Origin of the sequence: Micromonospora sp. D93 (assembly GCF_018070365.1) — a bacterium.
In the GTDB taxonomy this organism is placed as follows: Bacteria; Actinomycetota; Actinomycetes; order Mycobacteriales; family Micromonosporaceae; genus Micromonospora; species Micromonospora ureilytica.
Map to the genome: position 1 here is coordinate 109,432 of NZ_JAGPXW010000010.1, position 16,573 is coordinate 126,004.

General features: G+C 71.7%; 16 protein-coding genes. 10 read left to right on the plus strand and 6 right to left on the minus strand.

What is annotated here, in order from left to right; translation table 11 throughout:
* The first annotated feature begins 38 nt into the window (after positions 1-38).
* From KBX71_RS14250 to KBX71_RS14270, 5 genes are all read left to right on the plus strand, one after another.
* A complete protein-coding gene (locus tag KBX71_RS14250) occupies positions 39-791 on the plus strand; it encodes an NUDIX domain-containing protein (protein ID WP_210818357.1) in 753 nt (250 codons plus the stop codon).
* Entirely contained in the window at positions 788-1,759 is a 972-nt protein-coding gene (locus tag KBX71_RS14255; protein ID WP_210818358.1) for a serine/threonine protein kinase, read from the plus strand. Before KBX71_RS14250 ends, KBX71_RS14255 begins: the two co-directional genes overlap by 4 nt.
* Positions 1,760-1,767: 8 nt before the next feature.
* Complete coding sequence (locus tag KBX71_RS14260) at positions 1,768-2,727, plus strand: hypothetical protein (protein WP_210818359.1); 960 nt, start codon at positions 1,768-1,770, stop codon at positions 2,725-2,727.
* Positions 2,724-3,986 carry an adenylosuccinate synthetase gene (locus KBX71_RS14265; protein ID WP_210818360.1) on the plus strand — a complete coding sequence of 421 codons (1,263 nt, stop codon included), beginning with the start codon at positions 2,724-2,726 and terminating at the stop codon, positions 3,984-3,986. Before KBX71_RS14260 ends, KBX71_RS14265 begins: the two co-directional genes overlap by 4 nt.
* A gap of 164 nt (positions 3,987-4,150) precedes the next feature.
* Positions 4,151-4,786 (plus strand): DedA family protein, encoded by a 636-nt coding sequence (locus KBX71_RS14270; RefSeq protein ID WP_210818361.1) that lies wholly within the window; start codon positions 4,151-4,153, stop codon positions 4,784-4,786.
* A 6-nt stretch (positions 4,787-4,792) separates the two neighbouring features.
* Here the strand turns inward: KBX71_RS14270 and KBX71_RS14275 are convergent, their stop codons facing one another.
* Complete coding sequence (locus tag KBX71_RS14275) at positions 4,793-5,434, minus strand: response regulator transcription factor (protein WP_210818362.1); 642 nt, start codon at positions 5,432-5,434, stop codon at positions 4,793-4,795.
* Positions 5,431-6,582 (minus strand): sensor histidine kinase, encoded by a 1,152-nt coding sequence (locus KBX71_RS34275; protein ID WP_210818363.1) that lies wholly within the window; start codon positions 6,580-6,582, stop codon positions 5,431-5,433. Before KBX71_RS34275 ends, KBX71_RS14275 begins: the two co-directional genes overlap by 4 nt.
* Before the next feature lie 170 nt (positions 6,583-6,752).
* On the opposite strand from KBX71_RS34275, the gene KBX71_RS14285 reads away from it, so the two are divergent.
* Positions 6,753-7,442 (plus strand): VTT domain-containing protein, encoded by a 690-nt coding sequence (locus KBX71_RS14285; protein WP_247683446.1) that lies wholly within the window; start codon positions 6,753-6,755, stop codon positions 7,440-7,442.
* Here the strand turns inward: KBX71_RS14285 and KBX71_RS14290 are convergent.
* Positions 7,417-8,055: a TetR/AcrR family transcriptional regulator gene (locus KBX71_RS14290; RefSeq protein WP_124815438.1), complete on the minus strand. Its 639-nt coding sequence runs from the start codon at positions 8,053-8,055 to the stop codon at positions 7,417-7,419. The two genes, KBX71_RS14285 and KBX71_RS14290, sit on opposite strands and share 26 nt — an antisense overlap.
* Before the next feature lie 68 nt (positions 8,056-8,123).
* Between KBX71_RS14290 and KBX71_RS14295 the strand changes: the two genes are divergently transcribed.
* The 4 genes from KBX71_RS14295 (at position 8,124) to KBX71_RS14310 (ending at position 12,750) form a co-directional block, all read left to right on the plus strand.
* The gene (locus tag KBX71_RS14295; protein ID WP_124815440.1) at positions 8,124-8,576 is read left to right on the plus strand and encodes an SCP2 sterol-binding domain-containing protein; all 453 of its coding nucleotides are present in this window, start codon (positions 8,124-8,126) and stop codon (positions 8,574-8,576) included.
* Between the two features lies 1 nt (position 8,577).
* Complete coding sequence (locus KBX71_RS14300; protein ID WP_210818365.1) at positions 8,578-9,792, plus strand: acyl-CoA dehydrogenase family protein; 1,215 nt, start codon at positions 8,578-8,580, stop codon at positions 9,790-9,792.
* Between the two features lie 194 nt (positions 9,793-9,986).
* Positions 9,987-11,549 carry an AMP-binding protein gene (locus KBX71_RS14305; RefSeq protein ID WP_210818366.1) on the plus strand — a complete coding sequence of 521 codons (1,563 nt, stop codon included), beginning with the start codon at positions 9,987-9,989 and terminating at the stop codon, positions 11,547-11,549.
* Between the two features lie 130 nt (positions 11,550-11,679).
* Positions 11,680-12,750, plus strand: coding sequence for an acyltransferase family protein (locus KBX71_RS14310; RefSeq protein ID WP_210818367.1), 1,071 nt, complete (start codon positions 11,680-11,682; stop codon positions 12,748-12,750).
* Here the strand turns inward: KBX71_RS14310 and purD are convergent.
* From purD to KBX71_RS14325, 3 genes are all read right to left on the minus strand, one after another.
* Positions 12,747-13,997, minus strand: a complete 1,251-nt coding sequence (purD, locus tag KBX71_RS14315) for a phosphoribosylamine--glycine ligase (RefSeq protein WP_210818368.1) — start codon at positions 13,995-13,997, stop codon at positions 12,747-12,749. The genes KBX71_RS14310 and purD overlap by 4 nt on opposite strands.
* An 83-nt stretch (positions 13,998-14,080) precedes the next feature.
* The gene (locus tag KBX71_RS14320) at positions 14,081-15,007 is read right to left on the minus strand and encodes a type IV toxin-antitoxin system AbiEi family antitoxin domain-containing protein (RefSeq protein ID WP_307847070.1); all 927 of its coding nucleotides are present in this window, start codon (positions 15,005-15,007) and stop codon (positions 14,081-14,083) included.
* 165 nt (positions 15,008-15,172) lie between these two features.
* Complete coding sequence (locus KBX71_RS14325) at positions 15,173-16,462, minus strand: adenylosuccinate synthase (protein ID WP_196928843.1); 1,290 nt, start codon at positions 16,460-16,462, stop codon at positions 15,173-15,175.
* Positions 16,463-16,573: the final 111 nt, after the last annotated feature.

Genomic DNA, 16,573 nt, shown 5'->3' on the forward strand with positions numbered 1-16,573 from the left:
TTCTCAGAGCGAGATATTCTCAGAATGAGAGAGACGTGATGAACGAGCAGGAGTTCCTGGCCACGTACGACCCCCGGGCCTACCCGTCGGTCGCCGTCACCGTCGACGTGGTGGCGCTGACCATCCGCGACGGCGCGCTGCACCTGCTGCTGATCCGGCGCGGCGAGGCGCCCTTCGCCGGGCACTGGGCGCTGCCCGGAGGCTTCGTCCGCCCCGACGAGGACCTGACCGCTGGCGCCCGCCGGGAGCTGGCCGAGGAGACCGGGCTCGGCGGCGAGGCCCTGCGGCGCGTACACCTGGAGCAGTTGGGCAGCTACGGCGCTCCCGACCGTGACCCGCGCATGCGGGTCGTCTCGATCGCCCACCTCGCGTTCGCCCCCGACCTGCCGGATCCGGCCGCCGGCAGCGACGCCGACGAGGCGATCTGGCTGCCGGTGACCGCGTTGACCAGCCGGCAGCTCGCCTTCGACCACGGCCGGATCATCGACGACGCGCTGGAACGGGCCCGGTCCAAGCTGGAGTACACCCCACTCGCCACCCGCTTCCTCGCCGCCGAGTTCACCATCAGCGAGCTGCGCGCCGTCTACGAGACGGTCTGGGGGCACCCGCTGCACGCCGGCAACTTCCACCGCAAGGTGCTCTCCGTGCCGGGCTTCGTGGAGAGCACCGGCGCCAGCACCGAGCGCGGTGGTGCCCGCGGCGGCCCGCGCGCCCGGCTCTACCGGGCCGGCGACGCCCGGCTGCTGCACCCGGCGCTGCTGCGCCCCGCCCGCGAGGAGACGGTGCGGTGAGGGCCACGGAGGCCATCCGCCTGGTCGCGGCCGCCCACACCGACGCCGACCTGTTCGGCGCCGACCAGCCGGCCCGCCGCTACCGCGAGCTGGTCGCGGCCCTGCACCCCGACCGCCTGCCGACCGACCCGGCGGTACGCGCCGAAGCCCTCGACGCGTTCATCCACGTCACCACCCGGTGGCAGGCACGGCAGAGCACCGTCCTCGGCGACTACCGGCTCGGCGCGCCGGCCCACTCGGGTGACCTGGCGGACCTCTACGACGTCGGCGACGACCGGCTGCTCAAGCTCCCCCGACGGCCCACCGACAACGACCTCATGGCCCGCGAGGCGCACGCCCTGCGCACCATCGCCGAGCGCGGCGACCCGCGCTACCTGCCGTACGTGCCCCGGCTCGTCGACGAACTCCGGCACCGCGACACCGCGACCGGCGCGGAACGGCGGATCAACGTGCTCGCCACCGCACCCGGCCTGCACGACCTCGACGAGGTGCGGCGCGCGTACCCCGACGGGCTGGACGCCCGGGACGTGGCCTGGATGTGGCGGCGGCTGCTGGTGGTGCTCGGCCTGGCCCACCGGGCGGGCGTGGTGCACGGCGCGGTCCTGCCGCGACACGTGCTGATCGAGCCGGACGCCCACGGCGTGGTGCTCGTCGACTGGTGCTTCTCCGCGGCCGTGGGGAGCACGATCCCGGCTGTCGTGCCCGGCCACCCGGACTGGTACCCGCCGGAAGTCTTGACCAAGCAACCGTGCAGGCCGGGCACCGACATCGCGATGGCCAGCCACTGCATGAGCTGGCTGATGGGGCCGCGCGCACCCCGCGAGCTGCACGCCTTCGCGCTGGGCTGCCGGCAACGGTCCCTGGAAGCCCGGCCCGACGACGCCTGGCGCCTGCTGCGCGAACTCGACCAGGTGCTGGACCGCCTCTACGGGCCACGCGCCTTCCGACCCTTCACCCTCAACCCCTAGGAGCTGTCATGGGCAGTGGAATCTGGTCCACCGACGTGTACGACGCCGCCGACCGCTACCGCCGGTCCACCGGCAGGAGCGCCTTCTCCTACAGCGACAGCGGGGCGCGCACCGTGCACCCCGCGCTCGACCCCAAAGACGCGACCCGCGAGAGCCGCGACTCCGACGAGCACCCCCGCTCGACGCCGGTCGCGGTGCTCTTCGACGTGACCGGCTCGATGCGTACGGTGCCGCGGGTCCTGCAGACCAAGCTGCCGCAGCTGCTCGGGCTGCTGCAACGGCAGGGCTACGCCAGCGACCCGCAGATCATGTTCGGCGCCATCGGCGACGCCACCTGCGACCGGGTGCCGTTGCAGGTGGGCCAGTTCGAGTCGGACAACCGGATGGACGACGACCTCGGCCGGATCGTGCTGGAGGGTGGTGGCGGCGGGCAGATGAGCGAGTCGTACGAGCTGGCCATGTACTTCATGGCCCGGCACACCGCCACCGACAACTGGGAGAAGCGCGGCCGGCGCGGCTACCTGTTCATCATCGGCGACGAGCTGGCGTACCAGCGGGTGAAGGCCCGGGAGGTGGCCGGCCTGATCGGGGACGACCTCTCCGAGGACGTGCCGCTGCGGCAGGTCGTCGACGAGGTGACCCACCGCTGGGACACCTACTACCTGCTCCCCGCCGGCAGCCACTACGCCGGCAACGCCAAGGTGCTCGACTTCTGGCGGGACCTGCTCGGGCAGAACGCCGTCGTGCTCGACGACCTCGACGCGGTCTGCGAGACCATCGCGCTCACCGTCGGCCTCGGCGAACAGGCCATCGACCTGGACGACGGTCTTCGCGACCTGGACCGCGCCGGCTCCGGCGTCACCGGGACCGTGTCGAAGGCGCTGGCCCGCCTGGGCCGGGAACGGCGGGCCGAGGTGTCGACGCTGCCTGCCTTCACCGACACCGTCGGCGGGGTGACCCGGCTGTGAACCACGTGGCGGTGGTCGACCTCGGCTACGGCGACGCCGGCAAGGGCACGGTGGTGGACTGGCTCTGCGCCACCCGTCCCGTGCACACGGTGGTCCGCTTCAACGGGGGCGCGCAGGCGGCACACAATGTCGTGCTGCGCGACGGGCGGCACCACACCTTCGCGCAGTTCGGCGCCGGCACGTTCCATCCCGGTGTCGGTACGCACCTGTCCCGGCACGTGGCGGTGGACCCGTTGGCGCTGGCCGCCGAGGCCGACCACCTCGCCACTGTCGGGGTGCGCGACGCGCTCGACCGGCTGACCGTCGACGGGGACGCGCTGCTCGCCACCCCGTACCACCGGGCCGCCAACCGGGCCCGCGAGATCGCCCGGGGAGCCGACCGGCACGGCTCGTGCGGGCTGGGGGTGGGCGAGGCCGTCGCGTACGGTCTCGCCCACCCCGACGACGCGCCCCGTGTCGCCGACTGCCGCCACCCGGCGTTGCTGCGCCGGAGGCTGGCCGCCCTGCGGGACCGGCTGACCGCCGAGCTGGGCCCGTTGGACGCGCCGCCGATCGAGGACTGCCTGCCCGCGTTCACCGGGTTCGCCGGGCGGGTCGCCATCGTCGACGGCGACTGGCTCGCCGGGGCTCTGCGTACCGGGACCTGCGTCTTCGAGGGCGCGCAGGGGGTGCTGCTCGACGAGTGGCACGGCTTCCACCCGTACACCACCTGGAGCACCACCACCTTCGCCAACGTCGACGGCCTGCTCGCCGAGGCTGGCCGGGCCGGCGACGTGACCCGGATCGGGGTGCTCCGGCTGGTCACCACCCGGCACGGACCCGGCCCGTTGGTGACCGAGGACCCGGGCCTGCCGCTGGCCGACCCGCACAACCCGACGAACCCGTGGCAGGGCCGGTTCCGGTTCGGCCACTTCGACGCGGTCGCCCACCGGTACGCCCTCGCCGCGGCCGGCGGCGTCGACGGCCTGGCCCTGACCCACCTCGACCTGGCCGGCCCCGACCTGCGGATCTGCCGCCGCTACGACACCACCGACCGGCTGACTCCTGGCCCGCCCGGCGACCTGGACCGGCAGGCCGCGCTCACCGCCCGCCTGTTGCGCTCCCGCCCGGTGTACGACGACGAACCGCAGGACTGGCCGGCAGCGGTAAGCGCGGAGCTGGACACACCGGTGGTGCTGACCTCGCACGGCCCCACCGCCGACGACAAGACCCCACACGGCCCCCTGCTGGCCCCACCGGCCCTGGCCCGCACGGCCTGACCCCCACCCCGCGCCAACCCCGTCGATCTTGCACTTTCGGTCGTCGTTATGCGGCTTATGCAGGGGTTGGTCGGGACGCAAAGTGCAAGATCGGCGCGGGGAGAGGTGGGGGTTATCCAACGGCTTCGGCCACCGGGCGGGTCGCGCCCGGCGAGCATGGGGGCATGGACTCCGCGCTCGACCTGCTCCGACAGCTGGTCACCTCACCGTGGGTGTACCTGCTGATCTTCGGGCTCACGGCGGTCGACGCGTTCTTTCCGGCCGTACCCGGCGAGGCGGCCGTCATCACCGCCGCCGTGCTCTCCACCAGCGGAAATCCCAATCTGGCGGCGGTGATCGTCGCCGCTGCGGTGGGCGCCTGCGCCGGCGACCACGTCTCGTACGCCATCGGGCGCGGTGGCGGCGCGAACCGGCTCGCCGGATTTCCCGACGGCAGCCGCCGACGAGCCAGCTCGGAGTGGGCCCGGCGCGCGCTGAACCGGCGCGGCGGACTGATCCTGACCACCTCCCGGTACCTGCCGGGCGGGCGGACGGCCGTCACCCTCACCATGGGCGCGGTGCGGTATCCCCGCCGGCCGTTCCTGTTCTACGACGCGATCGCGGCAGTCACCTGGGCCCTGTACTGCGGACTGCTCGGCTACTTCGGTGGGCTGGCCTTCGAGCGCCACCCCGTCAAGGGCGTCCTCGCCGGGCTCGGCCTCTCGGTGCTCGTCACGCTGGGCATCGAGGGCGTCCGCCGGCTGCGCCGCCTGGTGCACCGCCGCGCCGCCGCCCGCGACCGACCGGGCGGATCGACCTGACAGCCGTCACAGCAGGTCGGCGTCGTACACCAGGATGGCCAACTGCACCCGGTTGCCAGCGTGGAGTTTCGCCAGCGCCCGGCTGACGTGTGCCTTGACGGTGGCCTCGCTCATCGTCAACCGCCGGCCGATCTCCGCGTTGCCGTGCCCGCGCGCCACCTCCCGGACGATCGCCAGCTCCCGCTCGGTCAGCGGCGCGAGCCGGGCACGGGCCGCGTCCCGGCGCGCCGGACCACGCTCGGCGAACGAGCTGATCAGGCGCCGCGTCACAGTCGGGGCGAGCATCGCGTTACCGGCGGCCACCGTACGAACGGCGGCGGCCAACTCGCGGGGCGGGGTGTCCTTGAGCAGAAAGCCGACCGCGCCGGCCCGCAACGCCCGGTGCACGTACTCGTCGAGGTCGAAGGTGGTCAACATGATCACCTTCGGGCCGGCGGCGACCACCACGGGCGCGATGGTCAGCCCGTCGACGCCCGGCATCCGCACGTCGAGCAGCACCACGTCGGGGCGTAACCGCTGGGCCTGCTCCAGCGCGCCGGCGCCGTCCGCCGCCTCACCGACGACAGTGATGTCCTCCGCCGCCTCGAGGATCAGCCGCAGCCCGGCACGGACCAACTGCTCGTCGTCGACCACCACCACCCGGATCACGCCACACCCGCCAGCGGGATCAGGGCCCGGACCAGGAAGCCGCCGTCCACCGGAGTGGCCTCCAACCGACCGCCGAGCAACTCCACCCGCTCACGCAGCCCGAGCAGCCCCTGCCCGGCACCGGGCAGCGTCGACCCGCCCTCGGACGGGCCGTTGCGGACCAGCACCTCCAGACCGTCCGGCAGGTAGCGCAGGCAGACTGTCGTCTCGGCGTCGGCCGCGTGCTTGCGCACGTTTGTCAGCGCCTCACGGACCACCCGGTACGCGGTACGCCCCAGCGTCGCGGGTAGTGCCGTCGGCACGCCCTCGTCCCGCCGGGACACCCGCAGCCCGGCGGCACGGGACTCCCCGATCAACTCGTCCAACGTGTCGAGCCCTCGCTCCGGCGTCACGGCCGGACCGGCCTGGCGCAGCACACCCAGCACCTCACGCAGGTCGGTGAGCGCCTGCCGGCCGGTCGTCCGGATCAACGCGGCGGCCTCCACGGTCGTCGGGTCCACGGCGGTCACCTCCAGCGCCCCGGCATGCACCACCATCAGCGAGACCCGGTGCGCCACCACGTCGTGCATCTCCCGGGCGATCCGGGTCCGCTCCTCGGCACGGACCCGGTCGGCGCGGGCCTCCTGTTCGCGTTCCAGCCGCTCGGCCCGGTCCCGCAGAGCGGCGAGCGTGTCCTGACGGGCCCGCACCCAGAGGCCGAAGACCAACGGGAGCCCGACCAGGCAGGCGGCGAGCAGCAGCACGTTGCCGGTGGCGGCGGTGGTGATCCGGCGTACGCCACCCACCGCCAGCCCGACCAGCACCCCGCCGCCCAGCACCAGCGCCGCCCCGGCGAGGTAGCCGGCGAGTTGGCGACCGCGCAGCCGCAGACCCGCCTGGTACGAGGCCAACACCCCGGCGGCCGCCGCGGCGAGCACCAACCAACCGACCGCCGCGGCCAGGAACAACGGCCAAAGACGGGTGCGAACCGTGCCGGCGGCCCACGCCGAGCCCAACACGATCAGCAGCACGACCGCGCCCGGCAGGGGCGAGCGGACCCCGAGGTCACCGGCCGCGCTGGCCCAGACGGCCGCGGCGACGACGACGGCGAGCAGCATCGGGCCGTACCGCTGGACGACCTGCCGGAGAGCGACGGCGCTGGAGGCCACGCAGCGAGCGTAGGGCCTCAGGCACCTGTCGCGCCGCCGTGCGCAGGCGGACCGGGGCGCGGTGGGGGAAGACCCCTACCCGCCCTCGGGGACGGCCGCTACCTAAGTAGTGGCGCCCACCTGACCACTGGCCGATGTCGGGAGTCGCCGCCCCGACCAGCATCGGGATCATGGATCTGCTCGACCTGTTGCACGACACGATGTCCTCGCCCTGGGTGTACCTGGCGATCTTCGCGATCGCGGTGCTCGACGGCTTCTTCCCGGTGGTGCCGAGCGAGACGGCGGTGATCACCGCGGGGGTGTTCGCGGCCTCCGGAGCGCCGTACCTGCCGGCGGTGATCCTGGTGGCCGCCGCCGGGGCGCTGGCCGGCGACCACATCTCGTACGCCATCGGGCGGGGTGGTGGCACGCGGCTGCTCGACCGGCTGCCGCCCGACGGTCGACGCCGAGCCGCCATCGACCGGGCCCGTCGGGGCATCGCCACCCGGGGTGGTCTGATCCTCACCGTGGCCCGCTACATCCCGGGCGGCCGGACCGCTGTCACCCTCACCATGGGTGCGATCCGCTATCCCCGGCGACGCTTCCTGGCCTTCGACGCGCTGGCCGCCAGCTCCTGGGGGCTCTACTCGGCGCTGGTCGGCTACGTCGGCGGATTGGCCTTCGAGCAGGACCCGCTGCGCGGTCTCCTGCTGGGTCTGGGCCTCGCCCTGACCGTGACGGTCGTCGTCGAGGTGGTCCGCTGGCTCCGCAACCGCCGCCGGGCAGCGCGGGCCGGCGAGCCGGGCGCGGCGCGGGCCGGCGAGCCGGGCAGCGACGCTGTCTCCGCCGGGGCCGTCAGTCGGCAGGTGGACGCCAGGTGACGCCGTGCAGGAGTTGGGCGGCACCGAGCCAGGCCACGTTCATCATCCGGGTGGCCGTCTTCTCCGGGTCGGCCTCCGGGTGGTCCGCGAGCCAGTCGGCCAGCGACTCGGTCGCGCCGACCAGGGCGTACGCGACGACCTCCAGGTCGATGGCGGCGATCTCGCGGCCCTCGGCACGCAGCGCGTGGTCGAGCATCCCGGCGACCACCTCGACCAGCCGCGCCCGCATGGTGGCCAGTTCGCCGGCGAACGGCTGCTCGCCCCGGGCCTGCCGGTAGAGCACCGCCCAGCCGTCCCGGTGGGCGCCCACGAAGCCGAAGAACGCCCTCAGCCCACGCCAGAGCCGCTCGTCGGCCGGCAGGTCGGGGGCCGCCGCCCCGGCGATGGCCTGCATCATCCGGGTGCCCTCCCGATGCAGGCAGGCGACGAAGAGCTCCTCCTTGGTGCCGAGGTACGCGTACACCATGGGTTTGGAGATGCCGGCGTCCTCGGCGATCTCGTCCATGCTGGCGGCGTGGAAGCCGCGCCGGGAGAAGACCTTGACGGCCGCGTCGAGCATCTGCTGCTCGCGGACGGCGCGCGGCAGGCGCTTGAAGGCGGGGACGCTGGACACCTTGCGAGCATACCTACTCGTGCGTAGGGTTACGCGCGAGTAGCCATATCTTCCGGAAGGCGCACCTGATGACTGACTTCGACCCGGCCACCTTCGCCAACGTGGGCCCCAAGGAGTTCGCCCAGCTGGTCAAGTCCACCCCGGACGACAAGATCGCCCAGGTGATGTCCGGCGACCTGCGCGGCAAGGTCCTCGGTGAGGTGTTCGGCCGGATGCCGTCGCTGTTCCGCGCGGACCGGGCCGGTTCCACGAACGCGGTCATCCACTGGATCATCACCGGGCGCCCCGACGGTGGCAGCGACACCTACGAGGTGGTCATCGCCGACGGCACGTGCGTCGTGAACGAGACCCCGCAGCACGACCCGAAGCTGAGCCTCACCATGGGCCCTGTCGAGTTCCTGAAGATCGTCTCCGGTGGCGCCAACCCGGTGATGATGTTCATGACCGGCAAGTTGAAGGCGAAGGGCGACCTCGGCCTCGCCGCCAACATCGCCAACCTGTTCGACATCCCCAAGGCCTGACATGGCCGAGTTCTCGCTCGACCTGAACGAGGAACAGCGGGATCTACGCGACTGGGTGCACGGCTTCGCCGCCGAGGTCGTGCGCCCAGCCGCCGCCGAGTGGGACGAGCGCGAGGACACGCCGTGGCCGGTGATCCAGGAAGCCGCCAAGGTCGGCCTCTACGGCTTCGAGTTCCTCGCCACCTGCTGGGCCGACCCGACCGGGCTCTCGCTGCCGATCGCCAGCGAGGAACTCTTCTGGGGTGACGCCGGCATCGGCCTGAGCATCTTCGGCACCTCGCTCGCCGTCGCCGCCATCTACGGCACCGGCACCCCCGACCAGATGGTCGAGTGGGTGCCGCAGTGCTTCGGCGACGTCGACTCGCCGGCCGTCGCCGCCTTCTGCACCAGCGAGCCGGAAGCCGGCTCCGACGTCGGCGCGATGCGCACCCGGGCCGTCTACGACGAGGCCACCGACGAGTGGGTGCTCACCGGCCAGAAGGCGTACGCCACAAACGGCGGAATCGCCGGGGTGCACGTCGTCACCGCCTCCGTCGACCCCGCGCTCGGCTCCCGGGGCCAGGCGGCGTTCGTCGTACCGCCGGGCACCCCCGGCCTGGCTGCCACCCGCAAGCTGCGCAAACTCGGCCTCCGTGCGTCCCACACCGCCGACGTCTTCCTCGACGGGGTACGCGTACCCGGCCGCTGCCTGCTCGGCGGACGGGACGCCCTGCTGGAACGCCTCGACCGGGCGCGCTCCGGGCAGCGGGCCACCGGGCAGGCCGCGATGCGCACCTTCGAGCTGTCCCGACCCACTGTCGGCGCCCAGGCGCTCGGCGTGGCCCGGGCCGCCTACGAGTACGCGCTGGACTACGCGAAGGACCGGGTCCAGTTCGGACGCCCGATCATCCAGAACCAGGCAGTCGCGTTCGCGCTGGCCGACATGCGGATGGAGATCGACGCGGCGCGGCTGCTGGTCTGGCGGGCGTCGTGGATGGGCCGCAACAACCGCCCGTTCACCGGCGGCGAGGGGTCGATGTCCAAGCTCAAGGCCGGCGAGGTGGCCGTGTCGGTCACCGAGAAGGCGGTGCAGCTGCTCGGCGGGGCCGGCTTCCTGCGTGACCACCCGGTCGAGCGCTGGTACCGGGACGCCAAGATCTACACCATCTTCGAGGGCACCTCCGAGATCCAGCGACTTGTCATCTCCCGCGCGATCTCCGGGATGCAGATCCGCTGACCGACGTCGGCCCGGCCCCTCCTCCAGGGGTCGGGCCGACGTCGGCCCGGATTCCACGATCTGTGCCGTCTTCGTCACCCCGCGCGGACGCGAACTGTGCCCTCCGCCGCGCCCAGTGCATGATCAAGGAAAGACGCCCTGCTGGACGGGGGACCCACTGCCCGTCCGCGCACCACCCCGAGGAGGTCTGCGGCATGGACCTGCCGTTCATCGTCGCCACGCTGACCCGTCGCGGACTGCTCACCCCCGGCAGCCCGATCCGGGTCGCCTCGCAGCTCAACGCGTTGCGGACGTGGGGGTGGAGCCTGGCAGGCGAGCTACGCCAGGCAGCCGCCCGGGACCCCGGCCGCACAGCCATCATCGACGAGAACGGCGTCGAGCTGACCTACCACGACCTGCTCGACCGGGCCGAACGGATGGCCCGCTCGATGCGGGCCGGGCTCGGCGTACAGGCCGGCGACCGGATCGGCGTGCTCTGCCGCAACCACCACGGACTGATCGAGACGATCGTCGCCGCCACCCTGCTCGGCGTCGACGCGGTGCTGGTCAACACCGGGCTCAGCGCCGCCCAACTGGGCACCGTCGCCTCGGAGCAGCGGCTGCGACTCCTCGTGCACGACGACGAGTTCGCCGAGCGGGTCCTCGGCCTCCCCGCCGAACTGCCCCGACTCGACGAACGCGCCCGCGAGGAGTTGGTGGCCGGGGCACTGCCGGGCGACCTGCACCCGCCCGAGCGCGACGGCCGGATCATCGTGCTCACCTCCGGCACCACCGGTACGCCCAAGGGCGCTCGCCGGCCCACCCCCAGCGGCTTCGGCCCGCTGGTGTCCATCATCGACCGCATCCCCCTGCACGCCCGGGACCGGGTGATGATCGCCGCGCCGATCTTCCACACCTGGGGATTCGCCGCCCTCCAGGTCTGCCTGGCCCTGCGGGCCACAATCGTGCTGCACCGCCGCTTCGACCCGGCCGCCACCCTCGCCGCCCTGACCGAGCACCGATGCGACGCGCTCTTCGCCGTCCCAGTGATGGTGCAGCGGCTGTTGGAGGTGCCCCCGCCGGACCCGCGCCCTCCGCTCACTGTCGTCGCGGTCAGCGGCTCCGCCCTGCCCGGCGGGCTGGCCCCCAAATTCATGGACATCTACGGAGACGTCCTCTACAACCTCTACGGATCCACCGAGGTCTCCTGGGCCTCCATCGCCGGCCCACAGGACCTGCGTCAGGCACCCACCACCGCTGGCCGTCCACCGCACGGCACCCGCCTGGAGATGCTCGACGACGACGGCCAGCCCGTGCCGGAGGGACGGGTCGGGCGGATCTTCGTCGGCAACGAGATGCTCTTCGAGGGCTACACCTCAGGTGCCAGCCGGGAAACCCACGACGGTCTGCTCGACACCGGCGACCTCGGCCGGCTCAACGCCGACGGGTTGCTCTTCGTCGACGGCCGGGCCGACGACATGATCGTCTCCGGTGGCGAGAACGTCTTCCCGTCCGAGGTGGAGGACCTCCTCGCGCAACTGCCGCAGGTCCGCGAGGCGGCCGTGATCGGCGTGCCCGACCCCGAGTACGGCCAGCGCCTGTCCGCGTTCCTCGCCCTGCACCCCGGGGAGACCCTCGACCCCGAGGCGGTACGCGAGTACGTCCGGCACTTCCTGGCCCGGTTCAGCGTCCCCCGGGACGTCATCTTCGTGAAGTACCTGCCCCGCAACGCCACCGGCAAGGTGCTCACCCGAGAACTCCGCCGCTACTACGGCTGACCCAACCGCCGGAATGTCCCGGCAGCCCGCCCGACTGCGGATCGGCCGGTGGTCGCGCCGTCGATTCCAGGTTTTGTGATCCTGTTCACTTCTACTAGATCGAATATCGGCGGCCCGGCAGCCTTGCCGGGTGACAACCCTGGTGCGGCCCGAGAGCAGCGACGTCGCAGTCGCACCGGCCACCCGCGACCCGTACATCGACAACGTCAAAGGGCTCCTGATCCTCCTGGTCGTGCTCGGCCACACAGTGGGTCAGACGGTCGGCTCCTCGCCGGGTGGCCGAACGATTTACACGCTGATCTACCTGTGCCACATGCCGGCCTTCGCGATGCTGTCCGGGATGCTCTCGGCAACCGAGCTCACCGGGCGCCGGGCGGCGTCGCTGGTGCGTGACCTGCTCGCTCCGTACGTGGTCTTCCAACTGCTCTACATGGGCTTCTACACGGCGATGGACCGGCCCGTGAACTGGACGATGAACCAGTTCCTGACCCCGGTCTACCACCTGTGGTTCCTGCCCGCCCTGCTCATCTGGCGGATGCTCACCCCGCTGTTCGCTCAGCTTCGCGGAGCTGCCGTGATCGCGATCGGGGTCTCTCTTCTCGCCGGAACGTCCACTGTCCTCAGCGACGCCCTGTCGTTGAACCGGGTGGCCGGAATGCTGCCCTTCTTCGTCCTCGGCGTCTGGCTCGGACGCGGCAGGCTGGCGTACGGCCCGTCCACCCGGGTGCGGCTCGCCGCGGTCGCCGTGCTCATCGCTGCCGTGCCGATCGCCTACCTGGTCGGTTCGCGCCTGTCGAACCTCTGGGTGTACTGGAACAGCACCTACCAGCGCATCGGGGTGGACCTGACCGACGGCGTCCTGATCCGGCTCGGACTGATGGCCGTCGCGTTGGCGATGACCTGGGCGATCATGATGCTGGCACCGCGCCGCCAGACGTTCCTCACGGGCTGGGGCGCCAACTCCATGTACCCGTACCTGCTGCACGGGTTCGCCGTCCTGGCCTTCGCGTGGTCCACACTCGACAGACGAGTCGACAGCATCCCGGCACTGCTGGCACTTGTCGCCGTGGTGGTCGCGGTGGTCTGGATCACCACCAGCCGGCCGGTGGTGTGGGCGCTGCGTCCGCTGGTCAGCCCGCCGGTCGGCTGGCTACTCCGGAAGAACCCCTCGGGACAGCCAGCGGTGGCGGTACGCGCCTAGGACGGAATGGTGATCCGACCATCGATCGCGGCGGCGGCGATGTCGGTGCGGTGCTGCGAGCCGGCCAGCTCCACCCCGTCCACCAGCGCGTACGCGGCATCCCGTGCGGCGGCCAGGTCGGAGCCGGTGGCCGTACCGCAGAGGACCCGGCCGCCGGCGGAGAGCAATGCGCCGTCGCTGGCCCGGCGGGCGGTGCCCGCGTGGATGATGCCCGGACCGTCCGCGCCGGTGATCACGTCGCCGGTGCGCGGCGCGGCCGGATAACCAGGCGAGGCGAGCACCACTGTCACGGCGCTGCCGTCCCGCCACCGCAGCGGCGGGTGCTCGGCCAACGTGCCGGTGGCCGCCGCGTGCAGCAACCCACCCAGCGGGGTCTCCAGCAACGCGAGCACCACCTGGGTCTCCGGGTCACCGAAGCGCGCGTTGAACTCGATCACCCGTGGGCCGGCGGCCGTGATCGCGAGCCCGACGTAGAGCAGGCCGGCGAACGGGGTGCCCCGGCGACGCATCTCCGCGAGCGTCGGGTGGACCACATCGCGCATGACATCGTCGACCAGGCCGGACGGGGTCCAGGCCAGCGGCGCGTACGCCCCCATACCGCCCGTGTTCGGCCCGCTGTCGCCGTCGCCGAGCCGCTTGAAATCCTGAGCCGGCAACAACGGCAGCGCCGCCTCGCCGTCGGTGACCACGAAAAGGCTGACCTCCGGGCCGTCGAGGAACTCCTCGACCACGACACGTCCACACTCGCCCGCGTGTGCCAGCGCGGCGGCCCGGTCGTCGGTCACCACCACGCCCTTGCCGGCGGCCAGCCCGTCGTCCTTCACCACGTACGGCGCGCCGAACTCGTCCAGCGCCCGAGCGGTGCTCTGCTCATCCGTGCAGACGTACGCCCGGGCGGTCGGCACGCCGGCGGCGGTCATCACGTCCTTGGCGAACGCCTTGGAACCCTCCAGCTGAGCGGCAGCGCCGGACGGACCGAACACGGCGATGCCCTTGGCGCGTACGGCATCGGCGACCCCGGCGACCAACGGCGCCTCGGGCCCGATCACCACCAGGTCCGCCGCCATCTCCACGGCCAACTCCGCCACCGCGGCCGGATCTGTCGGAGTCACCGCGCGCAGCTCAGCCACGCCAGCGATCCCCGGGTTACCCGGCGCCGCAACGAGCGCGGAAACCCCCGAATCGCCAACCAGCCCAAGCGCAAGCGCATGCTCCCGCCCACCACCACCAACCAAAAGAACCCGCACGCCCGAGATCCTACTGTCCCCCGCCCAAGCCCGGTTGATCATGAGGTTGGCGGGGCATCTGGTGATCCACTGGCCCGTCAACCTCATGATCGACGGGTATGTAGGGCAGCGCGGACCGTGTGGGGGATGTAGTCGGGGCGGAGGGTGTCCTGCCAGGTGAAACGGAGGATGGTCCAGCCGGCGTTGACCAGGCGGTTCTGGCGACGGCGGTCGGCATAGGCGGCCTCCAGGGTGCCGTGCGCGTCTCGGCCGTCCGCTTCGGCGATCAGCCTTGCGCCGCGCCAACCCAGGTCACCGATGCCGAGCAGACAGCCGTCGTCGTCGCGCACTTCCACCTGCAGCGTGTCCGGCGGAACTCCCCCGTCAACGCATCGAAGCCGAGAGCGGGTTTCCAGTGGCGACTGCGCCCTGCCATCCGCCTCAGCGAGGTAACCGCGTGCTGCGACCGCACCGCGTCGACCTCGAATCAGCGCCGGAATGGTTGATAGGCAATCGGGCGTGAGGAGCCCCCGATTGAGGGCGGAATCGAGCACTGCGACCGCTGCGTACCGGCGCTCCCGCAGGATGATTTCGGAGACGGTCAGCCGTGGTTCGGTCGCCGCGATCCCGTTCACCTGCACCACCGCGCCCCGAGGGTGTTCGAGCTGGTGCAGCACGATCGCGGGATCCGCCACCCGCGCCAGCCTTGCCGCCCTGCCCGGCAGCGCCACATGGATCTCGTCCCGACGAGGCAGTCCGGCGATGCCGTACAACTCAGCCGCGGTGCCGAACACCGCATGAGCCTCCGGGCCCAGCGACAGCACGGCAGCGCGAATGCGACACCGACGAGCAGGTGCTTCACCGTGCCGGCCGTGCGTCAGATAGACCGCTCGAGCAAGTGGCCGCCAACGACCCACCGCCACCAGGTGATCGATGTCATGCCGGCTAAATCCGGCTCTCAGCGCCTGCGCTCGGGTGATCAGCTCATCCTGGGCGGCCGCAATCGAGCGAACAAGGTCTGCGCGATCCACAAGCCCACGCTGACCGCTCCACCGATCAACCACCAGCCCTGTGGATAACCCTGTGGACAACGACGTCCGCCGCCGCCGCGGTGATCATGAGGTTAACGGGACTCTTATAGATCGAATAGCCCGTCAACCTCATGATCAACGCAGCGGGGTTACGGCGGTGCGGGATTAGGGGAGGAGGGGGTGTAGGTGGACGTTTTCTTCTCGGCCTGGGCCTACGCCTACGACGCTCACCCTGGTGTTGCAGAGTTCTTCGACCCTCGCGATGTAGCGGCGGGCGTTCTCCGGGAGGTCGTCGAGGGTGCGGGCCTTGGTGATGTCCTCCCACCAGCCGTCGAGTTCCTCGAAGACCGGCTTGGCGTGGTGGAAGTCCGTCTGACTCATCGGCATGTCGTCGACCCGGACGCCGTTGATCTCGTAACCGACGCAGATCGGCACCTTGGGCAGGCCGGTGAGCACGTCCAGCTTGGTGATGACCAGGTCGGTGACGCCGTTGAGGCGGCAGGCGTACCGGGCGACGACAGCGTCGAACCACCCGCACCGGCGTTCCCGCCCGGTGGTGGTGCCGTACTCCGCGCCGATCTTGCGCAGGTGGTCACCGTTGGCGTCGAACAGCTCGGTCGGGAACGGCCCGGCACCGACCCGGGTGGTGTACGCCTTGCTCACCGCGATGACCTTGTTGATCGCGGTCGGCGGGATGCCCGCGCCCACGCAGGCGCCACCGGCGGTCGGGTTGGACGAGGTCACGAAGGGGTAGGTGCCGTGGTCCATGTCGAGCATGGTGGCCTGGGCGCCCTCCAGCAGCACCGTCTCGCCCCGGTCCAGGGCGTCCCAGAGCATCGCCCGGGTCTCCGCGATGTACGGCTTGAGCCGCTCCGCGTACTCCAGGTACTCCTCGACTGTCGCCTCGAGGTCGATTGCCTTGCGGTTGTAGACCTTGAACAGGATCTGGTTCTTCTCGCGCAGCGCGAGTTCCAGCTTCTTGCGCAGGATGCCCGGGTCGAGCAGGTCCTGGAGGCGGATGCCGATCCGGGCGACCTTGTCGCCGTAGGCCGGGCCGATGCCGCGGCCGGTGGTGCCGATCCGGGACGAGCCGAGGTAGCGCTCGATGACCCGGTCCAGCGCCCGGTGGTGCGGCATGATCAGGTGCGCGTCACCGGAGATCCGCAGCCGGGACACGTCGACGCCGCGCTCGGCCAGACCGTCGATCTCGGCGAGCAGCACCTTCGGGTCGACCACCACACCGTTGCCGATGACGATCATCGCGTCCGGTGAGAGCGCGCCGGACGGCATCAGGTGCAGCGCGTACTTCTGACCGTCCGGGGTGATCACCGTGTGCCCGGCGTTGTTGCCGCCGGAGTAGCGCACGACGTAGTCGACCCGCTCACCCAGCAGGTCGGTAACCTTGCCCTTGCCCTCGTCGCCCCACTGAGCGCCGAGCAGCACGATCGCTGGCATCTTTTCCGCCTCCAGAAGGCTCGGGTGCCAGGTGGCGACCGCTCGGCGAGCCCGGGGTGTCAGGTTAACAAGTAGTGACGGCGTGGCCGGCAGGGGTCGCGTCGAGAGGCA